8 protein-coding genes are annotated in these 15,951 nt (G+C 68.5%); 5 read left to right on the top strand and 3 right to left on the bottom strand.

The features are described 5' to 3' along the window. The first annotated feature begins 122 nt into the window (after window positions 1–122). Genes ACFY5C_RS36640 through ACFY5C_RS36620 form a run of 5 tightly spaced genes read left to right on the top strand, consistent with a single transcriptional unit; the run spans window position 123 to window position 10,535 of the window. The gene (locus ACFY5C_RS36640) at window positions 123–4,043 is read left to right on the top strand and encodes a PglY protein (RefSeq protein ID WP_389453145.1); all 3,921 of its coding nucleotides are present in this window, start codon (window positions 123–125) and stop codon (window positions 4,041–4,043) included. Beyond that, on the top strand, window positions 4,043–6,808 hold the full coding sequence (gene pglZ / locus ACFY5C_RS36635; RefSeq protein WP_389453142.1) for a BREX-2 system phosphatase PglZ: 2,766 nt from the start codon (window positions 4,043–4,045) through the stop codon (window positions 6,806–6,808). The genes ACFY5C_RS36640 and pglZ overlap by 1 nt, the downstream gene beginning before the upstream one ends. Before the next feature lie 5 nt (window positions 6,809–6,813). Then, window positions 6,814–8,145, top strand: coding sequence for a BREX system ATP-binding protein BrxD (gene brxD / locus ACFY5C_RS36630; RefSeq protein ID WP_389453323.1), 1,332 nt, complete (start codon window positions 6,814–6,816; stop codon window positions 8,143–8,145). Then, window positions 8,142–10,271: a DEAD/DEAH box helicase gene (locus ACFY5C_RS36625; RefSeq protein ID WP_389453139.1), complete on the top strand. Its 2,130-nt coding sequence runs from the start codon at window positions 8,142–8,144 to the stop codon at window positions 10,269–10,271. The genes brxD and ACFY5C_RS36625 overlap by 4 nt, the downstream gene beginning before the upstream one ends. Before the next feature lie 12 nt (window positions 10,272–10,283). After that, on the top strand, window positions 10,284–10,535 hold the full coding sequence (locus ACFY5C_RS36620) for a hypothetical protein (RefSeq protein WP_389453320.1): 252 nt from the start codon (window positions 10,284–10,286) through the stop codon (window positions 10,533–10,535). Window positions 10,536–10,830: 295 nt separating this feature from the next. On the opposite strand, the gene ACFY5C_RS36615 is transcribed toward ACFY5C_RS36620, so the two are convergent. The 3 genes from ACFY5C_RS36615 to ACFY5C_RS36605 all read right to left on the bottom strand — a co-directional run bounded on the left by ACFY5C_RS36615 (window position 10,831) and on the right by ACFY5C_RS36605 (window position 15,934). Beyond that, a complete protein-coding gene (locus tag ACFY5C_RS36615; protein WP_389453136.1) occupies window positions 10,831–12,684 on the bottom strand; it encodes a DUF2075 domain-containing protein in 1,854 nt (617 codons plus the stop codon). Between the two features lie 211 nt (window positions 12,685–12,895). Beyond that, entirely contained in the window at window positions 12,896–14,836 is a 1,941-nt protein-coding gene (locus ACFY5C_RS36610) for a DNA/RNA helicase domain-containing protein (protein ID WP_389453134.1), read from the bottom strand. Between the two features lie 348 nt (window positions 14,837–15,184). Then, complete coding sequence (locus ACFY5C_RS36605; protein WP_389453131.1) at window positions 15,185–15,934, bottom strand: hypothetical protein; 750 nt, start codon at window positions 15,932–15,934, stop codon at window positions 15,185–15,187. Window positions 15,935–15,951: the final 17 nt, after the last annotated feature.

Here is a 15,951-nt window from a genome sequence, read left to right as displayed (position 1 = left end):
TCACGCAACTTGCGTCTGGCCTGGGCACAAGGCATCCCAAGACTGGCAAGATTGGATGTCGCGCGTGAGATCCGGGAGATCGGCGCGCCCCGACTGCTGCCGAGTGAGGGAACGAGAGCCGGATGCCCACCAGCGAACTCTTCCTGCGGGATGTCATCGACATCAAGGAAGACGTCCATGCCGGCGATTTCAAGGTCGAGCTGTCCGGCGGGTTCACCGAAACCGATGCCCGCGTCGCGGAGTACGTGGTCACCGAGCAGCTGCAAGGGGCCTTCCGGAGCGCGCTCGGGCTGGTTGGGGCGGCGGTCAGGTCGGGGAATTCGCACGCCGCCTATCTGCATGGTTCGTTCGGCGCTGGTAAGAGCCACTTCCTGACCGTGCTGCATGCCGTGCTGAACAACAGCGCGGCGGCCCGCTCCAAGCCGCGGCTGCAGGAGGTCATCGCCGAGCACGACGACTGGCTGCGCGACAGCAACTTCCTCATGGTGCCCTACCACCTGGTGGGCTCCACCGACCTGGACTCGGCCATCCTCGGCGGTTACGTGCACGCCGTGCGGTCCCTGGACGGGAACAAGCCGACCCCCGCCGTTTACCGGGCCGACTCCGCGCTCGCGGACGCGCGCAGGCAGCGGGAGTTCCTCGCCGACGACGCCAAGTTCGTGCAGTGGCTCGGTGACGGGGCCGCCGCGGTGGCCCCGGGTGGCGGTGCCGTCGGCGCGGACGGCGATGACGACGACCTCGACATGCTGGACGCGGACGACGCCGCCCCGGCCGCCGGCAGCTGGACCTCCGCCGACCTGGACCTCGCCTTCGACGCGCCCGCCGGGGACCCGTACCGCGAGGCGCTCGTGTCCGCCCTGCTCTCCGGGCCCATGGCGGCGTACGCGCAAGGAGCCCGCGGCGACAAGGACGCCTTCGTGCCGCTGGAGAACGGGCTGTCGGTCATCTCCCGGCACGCCAAGTCCCTCGGCTACGACGGCATCGTGCTCTTCCTCGATGAGTTGATCCTGTGGCTCCAGGCGCACATGGGCGAGCAGGACTTCGTGCGCGACCAGGTGCAGCGGCTGGTCAAGCTGATCGAGTCCGGCGACACCGACCGGCCCGTGCCGATCGTGTCCTTCATCTCGCGTCAGCGCGACCTGTCGCAGCTCATCGGCTCCGACGTGGCGGGCGCCGAGGTGCAGAACCTAGAACAGCAGATCGAGTATCTCGCCGGACGCATCGACGTCGTCAATCTGGAGGACAGCAACCTCGTCGAGATCATCAAGCGCCGTGTGCTGGAACCGAAGCCAGGGATGGAATCGGCCCGCGACGAGGCCTTCACGCTCGTCGAGTCGTCCAAGGACGAGGTCCGGCAGGTGCTGCTCGACGCCCACGGGCGGACCGAGGCCAGCTGGGACGACTTCCGCACCCTGTACCCGCTCTCGCCCGCGCTGCTCAATGTGCTCGTGGACCTCTCCGGAGCGCTCCAGCGCGAACGCACCGGCCTCAAGCTCGTCCAGGAACTGCTGCGGCGCCGGCGCGACGACCTGAGGATGGGGGAGCTGATCCCGCTCGGCGATCTGTGGGACGTCATAGCGTCGGGCACCGGCGAGGCGTTCACCGCCAAGCTGCGCCGCGAGTCCGAGATCGCGCACCGCTTCCATGCGCGCGTACGGGCGCATCTGCTGGAGAAGTACGGGTCCGTCGACGATCCGCGCTACCGGCGGGACGACCGGCTCGTCAAAACGCTGCTGCTCGCCGCGCTCGCCCCCAACGTCCCGGCTCTGGCACGGCTGACCGGTGGGCGGCTCGCCGCCCTCAACCACGGCACGATCAGGGCCCGGGTGGGGTCGGCCGGATCGATCGCGGTGAAGGCGCTGCGCGACCTGCAGGCCCAGGGTTTCGGGGAGCTGAGGAGTGAGGGCGACGCCGACCCGGTGTTCCATCTGCACCTGTCCGACCTGGACGTCGAGCCGCTGCTCGAAGAAGTCCAGGGGGTCGCGGACAAGGGCGGACACCGGCGGCAGTGGGTCAAGGACCAGCTGTGGGCGGCCTTCGGCATCAAGGACACGCAGGCGTTCGTGTGCGAGCGCGAGATCGTCTGGCGGGGCACCAAGCGGACCGCCGAGTTCGTCTTCGGGAACGTGCGGGATCCCCATCTGCCCGACGAGCAGTTCGAACCGCAGACCGACGGCAACATCCGTTTCGTACTGGACTATCCCTTCGACGAGCCGCAGCGCTCGCCGATCGAGGACGTCCACCGGATCGAGGCCCTGAAGCGGTCGGGACGCACCGCGAACACCATCGTCTGGCTGCCCGACTTCTTCTCCGAGCAGCGGGCCCGGCAGCTCGGACGACTCCTGAAGATCAACTATCTGCTGGAGCGCGACCGCCTCGACGACGTCACCGCCACCCGCCCGACCGAGGAACGGATCCAGATCCGCCACCAGCTCAAGGCGCAGAGCGACAATCTCACCACCCAACTCTCCGCCGTACTAGAGCAGTTGTACGGGATCAGCAAGGCGGAGGCCGCGAACGTCGGGGCCGAGGTCCCGGCGGACCAGCACGTGTGGTCGCTGCGGCCCGGCTTCACGCGGCAGAAGCCCGAGCCCGGAATCGGCTTCGAGAAGAACCTCTACGCCCTCGCGGACGAGATGTTCGCCGTGCTCTACCCGAAGCACCCCGACTTCGACCCCGCCCTCACCCGCAAGCCGGTCACCCTGCGCGAGCTCAAGACGGCGCTCGAATGGATCGGCCGGGCCATGGAGAGCGGCGAGCGACGCATCGTCGTCGACAGCCACCAGCTGGCCATGGTGAAGAAGATCGTGCACCCGCTGGGACTGGGCGAGGTGTACGACGGTCCGCTGAACGTCAGCCGTGAGTGGCGGCTGCGGATCAACCAGAAGGCCGCCGACGCGCACGCCGGCACGGACCTGTCCGTCGAGGACATCCGCAGGTGGATCGGCCAGCTCGGGTTCACCGGCTTGGAGAAGAACGTCAGCAACCTGATCATCGCCACCTACGCACTGCTCGACGACCGGACGTGGGTGTACCAGACCTCACCGCTGCGGCAGGCGCCGGAGCTGGACAAGATCGGTCCCGGCTACGGACTGCGCGCCGTCGAGAAGCCGACCGACGAGGAGTTCGCGACCGCGCGTGAACGGGCCGGAAGGATCTTCGGGGTTCATGTACCGCCCGCGCTCATCGCACTGAACGTCGCCAAACTCGCCACCGGCGTGAAGGAAGTGGCCGAGAGGCATCGCGATGCCGTGAGCGGGGTCCGGTCCGTGCTGCAGAAGCGGGCCGGGGAACTGGGGCTGCAGGGCCCCCAGGGGGCGGACGCCCCGCGGATGAGGTCCATGAAGGCCGCGGCGGACCTGGTGGCGCGGCTCGGGCGCACCGACGACGCGGCCGTGGTGGTGCGCGAGCTCGCGGCGGTGGCGTACGACGTGACCGACCAGGAGATCGGGGCCGCCCTCAAGCAGGCCCCCGAGGTGCTGGCCGCGCTCGACGACACCAACTGGAAGCTGCTGGGCAGCGTGCGCGGCTTCACCGGCCGGGACGACGGCGTGGGCGACCGGGCCGCACGATTGATCCAGGTCATCGAGGAGACTGCGAACGACCACGAGCAGGCCCGCTCGCTCGTCCCCGTACTCGAACAGCTCCAGGACCGGGCGCTGGCCCTCGTCAACGAAGTCGCACGCCTCGCGCAGGTCGCCCAGCCCGTGCCACCTCAGCCGCAACAACCACAGCCGACCGCCGACGACATCAGCTTCACGGAACACGGGAAGCCGGTGATCCCGTCGGCGCCCGTCGTGCCGGAGGACACGCCGCAGCAGGTCGACGGTGGCGGGCGGCCGGTCGACGTACCCGCTCACGCCGTACGCCCGGGGGCTCCGCATGTCGTCGAGCCCACTCGGCTCGAAGCGTCCCTCGCCGCCACGGTCGCCGACGTGGAGGAGGAGATCAGGTCGTATCTCGCCACGCATCCGGGCACCCGCATCCAGGTCACCTGGCGCCCCGTGCCCACCGGCGACCAGGAGAAGGAGACCGGACGCTGATGGGCGCCGCCCTGCCCCAGGTGGGCCGTCGCACCATCGAGGCCCTGCTAGCCACGCACGCCTCCGGGCTCGGAGACCGGCGTCTCGTCCTGGTGCACGGGCGCTACACGGCCGGCGCGCCCGAGGAGTTCACCGTGCGGACGGGGGAGGAGACGCGGCGCGTCCGCGTCAGCCACCAGGCGTCCGTCCTGGGCATCCTCGAGGAGTGGACGAAGCACCGGGACAAGGCCGCCGGTGCGGACCTGCTGGTCGTCACCACCGGCGTCGACGACGGTCAGATCGGCTGGGACCTGCGCGGGCAGGCGGTACGGCGGCAGACGCTCACGGTGGAGAACGCCGAAATCGTCATGCAGCGCTTCGGAGCAGCCGGACTCGACCCGCGCATGTACGACGAAGGATGGCTGCTGGAGGCGCTGCTCGACGCCGAGCCGTCCCGGGGGTGGACACGCGCGGGCTCCGTCCTGACGCGGGACGCGGCGCTGCGCGCGCTGGTCGTGGCCCGGCTCGGGCTGGGCGACGGCGACGACGGGGCGGCACCGGCGGCGGGGACAGTCGTCGATCTGGACGCCCTGCTCACCTGGTCCCGTACCCCTGCGGGGCCCCTGCGGTTCGCTGAGCTGGACCAGACCGAACGGGACGAGCTGAAGAAGTGGCTCGGTGAGACCACGGGCCCGGCGGCACCGGTCCTGATGTCCCTGGCCGAGACCGGGCGCGGATCGGACGCGATGCCGCTCGGTCTGCTGGGAGCCGTCCTGCGCGACCAGGCCGCGAGCCCGGACGTGGTGCTCGCCGTGGGCGGGCTGTTCGGCCAGGTGATGCCGCGCCGGACCGAACTGCAGTCCTTCACCGAGGCCGTCGAGGGCGCCCTCATCCGCTGGATCGGGGAGGCCCGGCACAACGCAGACGCACTGGAGCGGGTCTCCGCCGTCCTCAAGCGCGCCGACAAGCTTGCCGAGGACGCCGGACTCACCACGGCCCTCGAATCCAACCGCTTCCTGCCGTCCAGCTTCACGGCCCAGCTGCGGCACGTGACGGCAGCGGCCCGTACTTCCCCGGAAGCGGGGGAAGCGGCCCTGTCCGAGCTGAACGCGCACATGCTGGCCCGCCTGAACACGGACCGCGTCGGCGTGGCCGAGATGGCCGTACGCATCGCCCGCTGGCTGGCCCTTCCGCGGCCCTCGGTGGCGTCGGTGGCGGCCGGAGTACGGGACCAGGCAGGGGACTGGGGCTGGGCGGACCGGGCGCTCGCCGTTCTGTGGGCCGGCGACCCCGAGGGTGACGCCGCCGCGGGCGAGGACCTCCGTGCGCTGTACGAGGCGGCCAGGGAGCGGCGCGAGCGGCTGGACGAGGAGTTCGCCCGGCGGCTCGCCTCCTGGACGCCGAATGCCACCGCGCTCCACCCCGGCGGCTGCCTGGTCGTCGAGAACGTGCTGGCCGAAGCCGTCAGGCCGCTGGCTGGCGATACGGCTCCGCTCGTCCTGGTGCTGGACGGCATGAGCTCTGCCGTCGCCGCCCAACTGGGCGAGGAGGTCGAGCGCGAGGGCTGGACCGAGGCCGTGCCCAGCAAGGCGGGCTCGGAAGAAGAGCCGCGGCGGATGGCCGCGGTCTCCATGCTCCCCTCGGTCACCGAGGTCAGTCGTGCCTCCCTGCTCACCGGAACGGCGGTCAAGGGCGGGCAGGCGAAGGAGAGTTCGGGCTTCGCCGCCTTCTGGAAGCAGCGTCGACTCGACGCGCTGCTCTTCCACAAGGCCGGGATAGAGGGAGGGGCGGGAAGGTTCCTCTCCGAGGAGATCATGGCCGCGCTCGCCTCGGATGCGGTCGTCGGCGTGGTACTGAACACCATCGACGACGCCCTCGACAAGGGGCAGCAGGGGCGGCGCACCCAGTGGAGTTTGGGTGACGTGACCTATCTGCGGGAGCTGCTGTCGGCGGCCAAGGGGTACGGGCGCCCGGTCGTGCTCGTCGCCGATCACGGCCATGTGGTGGAGCGGGGCGCGAGCCAAGGGCCCGTGGGTGACGAGGGCGCGGGGTCCGGCTCGGCCCGATGGCGTACCGGCGCGGCGAAGGACGGTGAGGTCCATCTGTCGGGGCCGCGTGTCCTGGAGGGCGGCGGCAGTATCGTCGCGCCCTGGCGGGAGGACATCCGCTACACCGGCCGCCGGGCCGGGTACCACGGCGGAGCCGCGCTCGCGGAGGTCACGGTGCCGCTGCTGGTCCTGGTGCCCGACCGCGATCTGGTGCCGAAGGGGTGGGAGGCCCTGCCCCGGGAGCAGGCCGTCCCCCGGTGGTGGGCCCCCTACAAGGGCGGGCGGCCCGAGGCCGTGGCAGCGCAGGAGCCACCACGCAAACCGAAGCGGGGCAAGCCGAAGGAGCAGCACGCGGGCGAAGGGCTCTTCGCCGCCGCCGACGTCGTAGTGCCGGCCGCGGACGGAGCCGCACCTGCCACCCTGGGCGAGCGGGTGGTCGCCAGCGAGGTGTACGAGGCGCAGAAGGAGTACGTCCGCAAGGCTCCCGAGAGCAAGGTCGTGGCGGCCGTCATCGACGCGCTGGCCGGGGCGGGCGGCACCATGTCACCGGCCGCGCTCGCCGGCGCCATCTCGGCGACCGGGCGGGTGCGGCGCAACATCGACGGGTTCATCGCCACCGTGCAGCGGCTGCTCAACATCGAGGGCTACCCGGTCCTCGGCTTCATCGACGCCGGGCACACGGTGAAACTCGATGTGACCCTGCTGCGCGACCAGTTCTTCCCGAAGGAGCCGACGTGACGCCGATGACGCCGTCGCCCGACGTGAGCGCGGTCCGGCGGCGGGAGGTCGTCGACGCACTGCGCCGGGGCACCGTGCCGCACTCCGGGCTCGACCTCTTCGCGGTCGGCCTCGACCGGTTCACCGGCGCCCTCGACGAGGACGTGGCCACGGTGGCGCGGGGCGGGGCAGCCTTCCACGCCATCCGCGGCGAGTACGGATCCGGCAAGACCTTCTTCGCACGCTGGCTCGCCGAGCGGGCCAAGCGCGCCGGGCTCGCCACGGCCGAGGTGCAGATCTCCGAGACGGAGACACCTCTGCACCGGCTGGAGACGGTGTACCGCCGGCTCACCGAGCGGCTGTCCACGGCGACCCACCAGCCCAGTGCGCTGCGCGCGATCGTCGACTCCTGGTTCTACACATTGGAGGAGGAGGTCCTCGACAACGGGGACGTGGACGAGGACGACGAGGTGGCGCTGGCAGCGGCCGTCGACGTACTGATGGAGCGTCGGCTTGCCGATGTGGCCCGCACCACGCCGGCGTTCGCCGCGGCGCTGCGCGGGTACCGGCGCGCGGTCGCGGCCGACGACGCGGCGACCGCCGAAGCCCTCATCGCCTGGCTCGGCGGTCAGAGGTCCGTCGCGGCGTCTGCCCGTAGGGCCGCCGGAGTCCGGGGAGACCTCGACCACTTCGCGGCCCTCGGCTTCCTGCAGGGACTGCTCACGGTGCTGCGTGACTGCGGCCATCCCGGCCTGCTGGTCGTCCTCGACGAGATCGAGACTCTCCAGCGGGTACGTGGTGATGTGCGGGAGAAGGGACTCAACGCTCTACGGCAGCTTCTCGACGAGATTGACGCGGGGCGCTTTCCCGGGCTGTTTCTCGTCATCACCGGGACCCCGGCATTCTTCGACGGTCAGCAGGGAGTGCAGCGGCTTCCGCCGCTGGCGCAGCGGCTGGCGACCGACTTCAGCACCGACCCGCGATTCGACTCTCCGCGAGCGGTCCAACTGCGGCTTGCGGGCTTCGACTTGGAGCGGCTCGGCGAGTTGGGCAGGCGGGTGCGCGACCTGTACGCGGGTGCTGCCCGGTATCCGCAGCGAGTCGAGCAGCAGGTGGACGACGCTTATCTCATGGAACTCGCCACTGCCGTCACCGGCGGACTCGGGGGCAAGGTCGGGGTAGCGCCCCGCGTCTTCCTGCGCAAGCTCGTCGCCGATGTGTTGGACCGGGTGGACGAGTTCGAGGACTTCGATCCGCGCAAGCACTACGCGCTCACCATCGCGGACGGCGAGCTGACCGAAGTGGAACGCAACGCGGCGGCCGCACGCGCGGACGACATCGACCTGGAGATGCCGTGAGCGGCATCGACGATCTCGAACCCGCGCTGGTCCACCACATCGTCAACACGCTCGGCTGGACCGGACTGCGCCCTCTGCAGGAGGAGGCCATCGGGCCGTTGCTCGCGGGCGACGACGCGATCCTTCTGGCGCCTACCGCCGGAGGCAAGACGGAGGCCGCCTCGTTTCCGCTGCTGTCGAAGATGGTGCAGCGGAAGTGGTCAGGGACGTCCGTCCTCTACGTGTGTCCGCTCAAGGCGCTGCTGAACAACCTGCTGCCCCGGCTGGAGACGTACAGCTCGTGGCTCGGACGCACGGCCGCCCTGTGGCACGGGGACGTCACCTCCGGCGCGCGGAAACGGATCCTGGCCGCGCGGCCCGACATCCTGCTCACCACGCCCGAGTCGCTGGAGGCGATGCTGGTGAGCGCGAACGTCGATCACACGTCCTTCTTCTCCGGACTGCGCACCGTGGTCGTCGACGAGGTGCACGCCTTCGCCGGGGACGACCGGGGCTGGCATCTGCTCGCGGTCCTGGAGCGGCTGCAGCGCGTCGTCGGACGCCCCGTCCAGCGCGTCGGGCTGTCCGCCACGGTCGGCAACCCTGAGGAGCTGTTGCTGTGGCTGCAGGGATCCGGAGCGGGGAAGCAGCCGTCCGTGGTGGTGGCACCGCATCTGGCCGACCCGCAGCCGGAGACACCGGGAGCGGTGCCGCCGCCCCCGGACATCCAGCTCGACTACGTGGGTTCCGTCGACAACGCCGCCACCGTGATCGCGGCCCTGCACCGCGGCGAGAAACGGCTCGTCTTCTGCGAGTCCCGTCGGCTCGTCGAGGAACTGGGCGAGAAGCTGCGAGCAAAGGGCGTGACGACTTTCCTCTCGCACGCCTCCCTTTCGGTCGACGAACGCCGTCGCGCGGAACAGGCATTCGCCGAGGCCCGCGACTGTGTCATCGTCTCCACGAGTACCCTCGAACTCGGCATCGACGTTGGGGATCTGGACCGGGTCATCCAGATCGACGCCCCGCTCACCGTCGCCTCCTTCCTGCAACGGCTCGGCCGCACCGGACGCAGGCCCGGGACATCACGCAACTGCCTGTTCCTCGCGCTGGACCGCGATGGACTCCTCGGCGCCGCGGCCCTTCTCCTGCAGTGGTCGCGCGGCTGGGTGGAGCCTGTCGTCGCCCCGCCGGAGCCGCGGCACATCGTGGCCCAACAGCTTCTCGCGCTGTGCCTGCAGGAACCACAGGTCGGGGACCGTCTCTGGCAGGAGTGGTGGAATGGCCTCGGCCCGTTCGGCCAGTCCGCCGAGCCGATCGTCCGGCACCTGGTCGACAACGGCTACCTGAACCAGGACGGCGGACTCCTGTTCATCGGCCCCGAGGCGGAACGGCGCTTCGGGCACCGGCACTTCATGAACCTGACGGCGGTGTTCACCGCGCCTCCGCAGTTCACTGTGTTGCAAGGCCGCAGGGAGATCGGCAGGACGGATCCGAGCCTGCTCACCGAACGGATCGACGGGCCACGGCGGTTGCTCCTGGCCGGGCGGAGCTGGCAGGTCACGTACATCGACTGGAAGCGCAAGCGGTGCTTCGTCGAATCCGTCGACGGCGGCGGCAGAGCAAAGTGGAGCGGTGCCGGGCTCGACTTCGGCATCTCCTTCGAACTCACCCGCGCAGTACGAGAAGTGCTCCTCGGGGCGAACCCGCCGGTGGACCTCACGGCGCGAGCGGAGAAGTACCTGGTCGAAGCACGGGAGCACTTCATGGAAGCGGTGCACCCCGGAGGCACGGTGATCACCCGCGGTTCCGGAGGATACGTGAGGTGGTGGACATGGGCCGGCCATCGGGCGAACGCCACACTCGCGGCGACGCTCGCTGAGGTCGCCGTACCTGCCCAGCAGATCAACGACTGCTGGATCCGGCTGCGTGAGGACCTCGGCCCTGACGACTGGAAACAGGTTTCGGTCGCCGCCTCGGACCATCTGTGCCTGCCGGAGGTCGACGAGCGGGCGGTCAAAGGACTGAAGTTCGCGGATGCACTGCCACCCAGGCTCGCCGAATCGACGCTGGCAAGGCGGCTGGCGGACCTGGAGTCGGTAGCGCGAGTGCTTTCCGAACCTGTGCGGTTCATTGTGTGTCCACGATGAGGGCCTGGGCACCTGACAACTGGCCGAACACCGGGATGCATTTTTGAGCGCCAGGTAGAGCGGGCGATTCGAGGCGGGTCACTCCAGGGATACCCGGACGACCGAGGACACGTTTTTGTAGTCCGGGGCCGCATCCGCGAGGCCGAGCAGGCCCTCAGACGGTTCGGCACCACGCTGCCCGTGCCCGTCGAGATCGCGTACGACGAGTTCACCACGGACATCACCGAGAACAGGCTGCTGCACGCTGCCACTGATCGGCTCTAGGCGGTGACCAGATGCATGCGTACTGCACCGCGTTGAGGCTCCCCGCAGGTCATCTTGTGTACGCACAGAGCAACGCCCCGCACGCCGGCCATCGCGTACGCGATGTGCGGACCGTCCTGCACCAGCACGCCCTCGCCCTCGACCAGCCGCCGGACGACCTTGTGACCGACGTGAGCTATTTGGCCGGGGAAATGGCCGCGACCAGCCCGACTCGGCTGCCGCTGCCTGCGGCCTTACCTCGGAAGGGGCCTCTGACCTGCGCCAGAGGCTGCCCGCCGCAGGCTCGTGTCCCGCGTCATGACGTAGGGACGCGGCCCGGGATAAGGGTGCGCAGCAGAGCCTGAGTTCTCGCGTCGTCCGAGTACAGGACTGTGCCGGTCAGGCCCCTCGTGAGGAGTACCTTGTAGCGGTTTCGCGTGAGGCGTTCGAAGTGGTTGGGTGAAGCGTGGCGCAGGCTGCTGTCCTTGCATTCCGTCGGATTAATGCGCCAGCTATCGCCTGCCCAGGCTAGATCCTTGCCGAGGATTACGCCGTTCCACGCGTATTCGAAGCCCTGAGCTGTATAGATGCAGCCGATTTGCCCGATGCCTGCTTGTTCGGTGGCCCAGAGCGAGGAGCGTGGGGCGCCGCGAACTTCGCGTTCTCCCTTGACGTTCCATGGCCGACGCCATTCCCCTATAACCACGTCATCGACCAGACTGCCGTCACTTCGCGGATCACTCCATGGCCAGCAGAAGCCGGCGGTCATACGCGCGGTAGATCCAGCTGCTTGCTGCGAGTGAAGGTACGACTCCATCGCTTGCGGAGCGTCGGCCAGTAGCAGCTCGAAGTTCGGTTCAGGCTCCCAAGGCACCGGCCCTCCCGGCTCCAAGCCCAGGAGACGTCGGACCCAGTGTTCATAGGCGCGGCTTCCACCGCAGCGGAACTGCTCATCGAGGTCGACGTGACGGACGACGCACCCGCGTTCCTTTGCAGCTCGATCAATCTCCCGAACGCTTCCCATCTCGTCAGGGCGCACTACTTGGTGTTCATCAAGGAGAAAAACAGGAACCCTGGCGGCGTCGATGAGCTCCTCGACCTGACTGCGTCCGCTTCTCTGGGTGTTCAAGGGGCCCTGGGTTCTGGAATGGTGGCGGATGCGGTGCGCTTCATCGCAGATGATGACGTCGAGATCGTTTCTATCTACAGTGCGGAAGTCGAGGAAATAGCGGAAAAGTTTGGCGACGCGTTCGTTCTTCTGGCCGACGACGTGGCGAAGGGTGGTGGTGAAAGATTTGGAGCCGGTGGCATGGACGACATTCCGTCGGTTTCTGCCGAGGTAGCTCATGAGATGGAGGGCTATCAGGCTCTTTCCTGAGCCGGGTCCTCCTGATACCACTATCACTTCCTTGGTGTCTGATCTCCGCGATATGGATACTGCGCGCTTGACCAAGGAGGCCGCGACCTGTTGTTCGTCCATGAGTCGGAAATTGCCGCCATAGAGGATCTCATCGGCAGCCGCTTGCATGAGTTGCTGACCAGGTGTGATGGGACTGTCCAGGAGGGCATCCGCCTCAAGGGCGCCATCCAGCGGAGAGAGCTGATTCTGCAGATGTCGTATGAGTTCACCGCGGGACGTGCTGGTGAACAGATGCGCTTTTCCGTCGTTTAGTTGCAGCAATTCGCTCACGTCTCGGTCTTGGGCATTATGTAAGTAGGCTAAGCCCGCGACGTGATTCTGCGAATCATTCAATAGGGCGGTGAAGTCCTCCAGGTAGTCGCAGTATCGACGAACTTGCGTGACAGGATGAAGAGAGGAGCGGTACCCGGCTCCAGGGACTAAGCACAGATCTCGTGTGTCGGGTACCAGGCGTGCCTCACTCCATTGTTTGAGTTCGACGATGACGAATGATGGCCTGCCTGTGTCTGGATGTGTGCCGACCAGGACAGCGTCCGCCCGGAGGCTGCTGAGAGGCATCCGATACTCGATCAGGACCTCAATCTCGTGAAGCCCGGCGTCGCACAGTACGTCCGCCAGGGCCGGAAGACTGTTCAGCCAGGCCCGACGCTCACCATCCGAAGGTTCCTGAAAAAGCGTGGAGCGGGAACGCTCTGCGAGTCGCTCCACCAAGGCTGCGTTGCTGGTGCTTTGCAGTGCGCGTGCGGACATTCGTATAAGTGTCACCAGCGATCTCCGTATTCTTGGCCCAGCCACAATGCGTAAGAAGCGAGCTTGGTCAGCCTTCGAATGGCAATCGACACTCAAAGCTCTTCGGCCTAATGTCCTCCTTGGTCGGAGGTCTCCCTCAAGGTGCGTCACTCTGCCGCCGCTTGCACTTCATCGATTGAGCCCGATGAAGGAGAACGAGCCTTGCAGCGGGCTACGCCACTGCTGGCACCTTGGCGCCGGCAGCCGGATGGATGAGCGACCGCAGCTTCTCGCGCGTCTCCGGGTCCGTCGAATAGAGGATCGTGCCGACCATGCCGCGGGTCAGCAGCACTTTGTAGGTGTTGCGGATGAGTCGGTCGATGTCCTCGTCAGATGTTGCCTTAGTAAAGGACGGGTCCTTTGAGGCTGAGCGGTCCACGATCCAGTGGTCTGTTCGCCACAGGAGGTCCGGGCCGATGATGACGCCCGACCAGTCGTACTCGAAGCCCTGAGCGGTGTAGACACAGCCGACCTGTCCGAAGCCGGCTGGGTCGGTGGCCCAGAGAGGGGCGGGTGGTGCGCCAAGTACGGATCTGTCGCCGTACACATTCCAGGGGCGAGCCCACTCACCGATGGTGACGTCGGTGGGGAGTGTCGCCATGCCGGGGGTGATCTTTGTCGTCCACTTCCAGCAGTACCCGGCCGACATCCGTGCGCCGTAACCTTCTTCGCGGCGCGCGATGAGGAAGTCCTCCAGTTCCTGGGGGCTCTCGGCGGTCAGCAGCTTGAACTTGCCGTCCGGCTCCCAGCGGTGGGGCGTGCCGCCGTCCAGGCCGAGAAGGTCGATGACCCACTTCTCGTACGCCTCGCTGCCGCCGCACCGGAACTGGCCGTCCAGCTCCACCACGGTGCAGTCCACACCTTGCGCAGCGGCGGCCCGCTGGATCGCCTCTTTGGTGCCCATCTCGCCGGGGCGCACCACCTGGTGCTGGTCGAGGAGGAACACCGGCACCCGAGCGGCGTCGATCAGCTCCGCGACCTGGGGGCGGCCGGTGCGCAGCTCCGCCTTCGTGTAGCGGTTGGCGGAGGTCTTACGCAGGCGGTGGGCCTCGTCGCAGATCAGTACGTCGAGGTTGTTTGGCTCGGCGTCCATGAAGCTGTTGAAGTACTTGAAGAGCTGCTGGACCTCCCGCTTCCGTTCTCCCGCGACCTTCCGCATGGTCTTGGTGAACGACTGCGAACCGGTCGCGTGCAGAGTGGGTACCCCGCGCCGGTACAGCTCGCCCAGCAGGGACATCGCGATCACGCTCTTGCCGGAGCCGGGTCCGCCGGTCACCACGATCACCTGCTTGTGGTTGGACTGCCTGGCCTTGCGTACGGCGGACATCACCTTCTCGTAGGCGACTCGCTGTTCGGCGATGAGCACGAACTGCTCGCGGTCGCGGATCTCGGCCGCCGCGACGGCCATCAGCTGCTTCGACGGCCGTACCTTGGCGTCGAGCAGTACGTCCGCCGCCTGGGCGCCGGGCTTGGTGGCGAGGCGCGAGCGTAGGAAGTCGAGAAAGGTGCCTCGCTGTTCGCCGGTGTACATCCGGCCGTGTTGGTCCTCCGTGACCTCCCGCAGCCCCGCGACGCCGAACTCGGTCGCGTTGTGGAGGAAGGCCGCACCGGCCAGCGACTGAGGCATCCGCTCCAATGCCCCGTTGAACGACAGCAGGTATTCGCAGTAGCCCCGCACCTGCTCGATCGGGTTCAGCACGGGCTCCGCGTAGGAGTCGATCCGGCACAGGAGGGGCTGGTCCTCCTCGGGGTAGGCCGTGCTCCACTGCTTCAGTTCCACGACTACGTACGACGGTTCGCCGGTGGTCGGGTGGACGCCGGCGAGGATGGCGTCGGCACGCTTGCTGGTGAGAGGCAGGCTGTACTCGACGAGGACCTCGACGTTGTCGAGCTCAGCCTCGATGAGTGCGTTGACGAGCGCGGGCAGGCTGCGTTCCCAGGACCGTATCTCTGCCAAAGCGGGTCTCCGGCCATGCTGGTGACGGAAGTTCTCGGTCAGATGCAGCGCCAGCGACCCTTCGAGGATGCGGGCGGCCACGGACGCCGCGGACTCACGGAACAGCAAGGAAACGCCCCCAGGCAGCACGAAGAAGACTCGTGCGGGTGGGGGCATGTCCTCCGGTGTCCGCCGCGCAGGCGGACCAGGAAGCCCGTCGGGCCGCTGAGATGGTGTTCGCCATCCTAAGTGAGCGTCTCGATCGGGAGGAGGGGAGCGGGGAGGGGGCGGTCTGGTGGTGCGATGGCGCGCGGAGGCTGGGCGGCCGGACCCAGCGTTGCGCGTGCTGGTAACCTCGTGCCTTGTCCGTGCAGTAAGCGGGCGACCGCGGGCAGGTCCTCGGACACCGTGGGGCTCCTCTCGCGCCTCGGTAACGCGGATTGCGGACAGGCGCTTGCCAACTCCCACCGCCCGCGTGACGAGAGCTGCCGGCTGTCCGGCATCACGGGAGTCGGTCGCGCAGGGTCACAGCGCGTCCACGGCGCTCACCTTCCACCCCTCGTCCGTGCGCGTCATGGTCATCCGCACCCGATTCAGATCCACCCGAGCCCCCGAGACCTGCGTGCTCTCGGTGACCTGGTTGACGAAGAGCAGCACCACGACCTTGTCCGGCGAGGCCGAGACGACGGACGCCGCCGGGGATCCGCCGGAGGCAGGGGCTGCGACCGTCGCCTTCACCACGCCCCGGTACTTCCTGGCCGTCGGGCCGACCACGGTCTTCGTGGTCCTGCCGTACTCGTCGCGGAAGTCGCCGGTCAGGTGGGTTCGGGCCGCGGCGAAGCCCTTGTCCAGGCGGCGGTAGTCGTACGACAGGACGACAGGCGCCGACTCCCGCGCGGCCGTCAGTGCCTGGGTCCGGGCGGTCTCGGTCCGGCGTCCGTCCCAGTACTGCCATCCCAGTGCCGCGACCGCCACCAGGCCTGCCACCAGTAGGACGCCGAGCACCGCGGTGAGCAGCCGGCGCCGACGACGGGGTGACCCCCCGTCCGCCGGCGGCGGGTCCTCCTCGGCAGACTCCAGCGACGGCTCGGGCGGGTCCTCCCAGCCGTCCTTCGGGGCCTCGATGAGTATGGTGCGTCCGGCGACGGCGACGGTGGCCTCCGTGGCCGGTTCGTGGTGGCCGCGTTCCGCACGCTTCGCTGCCGCGCGGGCTGCCGCCGTCATGGTGCGCCGGGTGCCGGAACCGGGGGCGCGGCCGGTGGTCGTCTTCGCCATGGTCGTACTCCTCGTTG

It is taken from the genome of Streptomyces sp. NPDC012935 (assembly GCF_042900345.1).
Lineage (GTDB): Bacteria > Actinomycetota > Actinomycetes > Streptomycetales > Streptomycetaceae > Streptomyces.
This window is presented reverse-complemented; position numbering and strand designations above follow the sequence as displayed.

What these genes read in the sequence shown, in the direction of transcription:
- ACFY5C_RS36640 (WP_389453145.1), top strand. Translation starts at nt 123, where the DNA reads ATGCCCACCAGCGAACTCTTCCTGCGGGATGTCATCGACATCAAGGAA.
- pglZ (WP_389453142.1), top strand. Translation starts at nt 4,043, where the DNA reads ATGGGCGCCGCCCTGCCCCAGGTGGGCCGTCGCACCATCGAGGCCCTG.
- brxD (WP_389453323.1), top strand. Translation starts at nt 6,814, where the DNA reads ATGACGCCGTCGCCCGACGTGAGCGCGGTCCGGCGGCGGGAGGTCGTC.
- ACFY5C_RS36615 (WP_389453136.1), bottom strand. Translation starts at nt 12,684, where the DNA reads ATGTCCGCACGCGCACTGCAAAGCACCAGCAACGCAGCCTTGGTGGAG.
- ACFY5C_RS36610 (WP_389453134.1), bottom strand. Translation starts at nt 14,836, where the DNA reads ATGCCCCCACCCGCACGAGTCTTCTTCGTGCTGCCTGGGGGCGTTTCC.
- ACFY5C_RS36605 (WP_389453131.1), bottom strand. Translation starts at nt 15,934, where the DNA reads ATGGCGAAGACGACCACCGGCCGCGCCCCCGGTTCCGGCACCCGGCGC.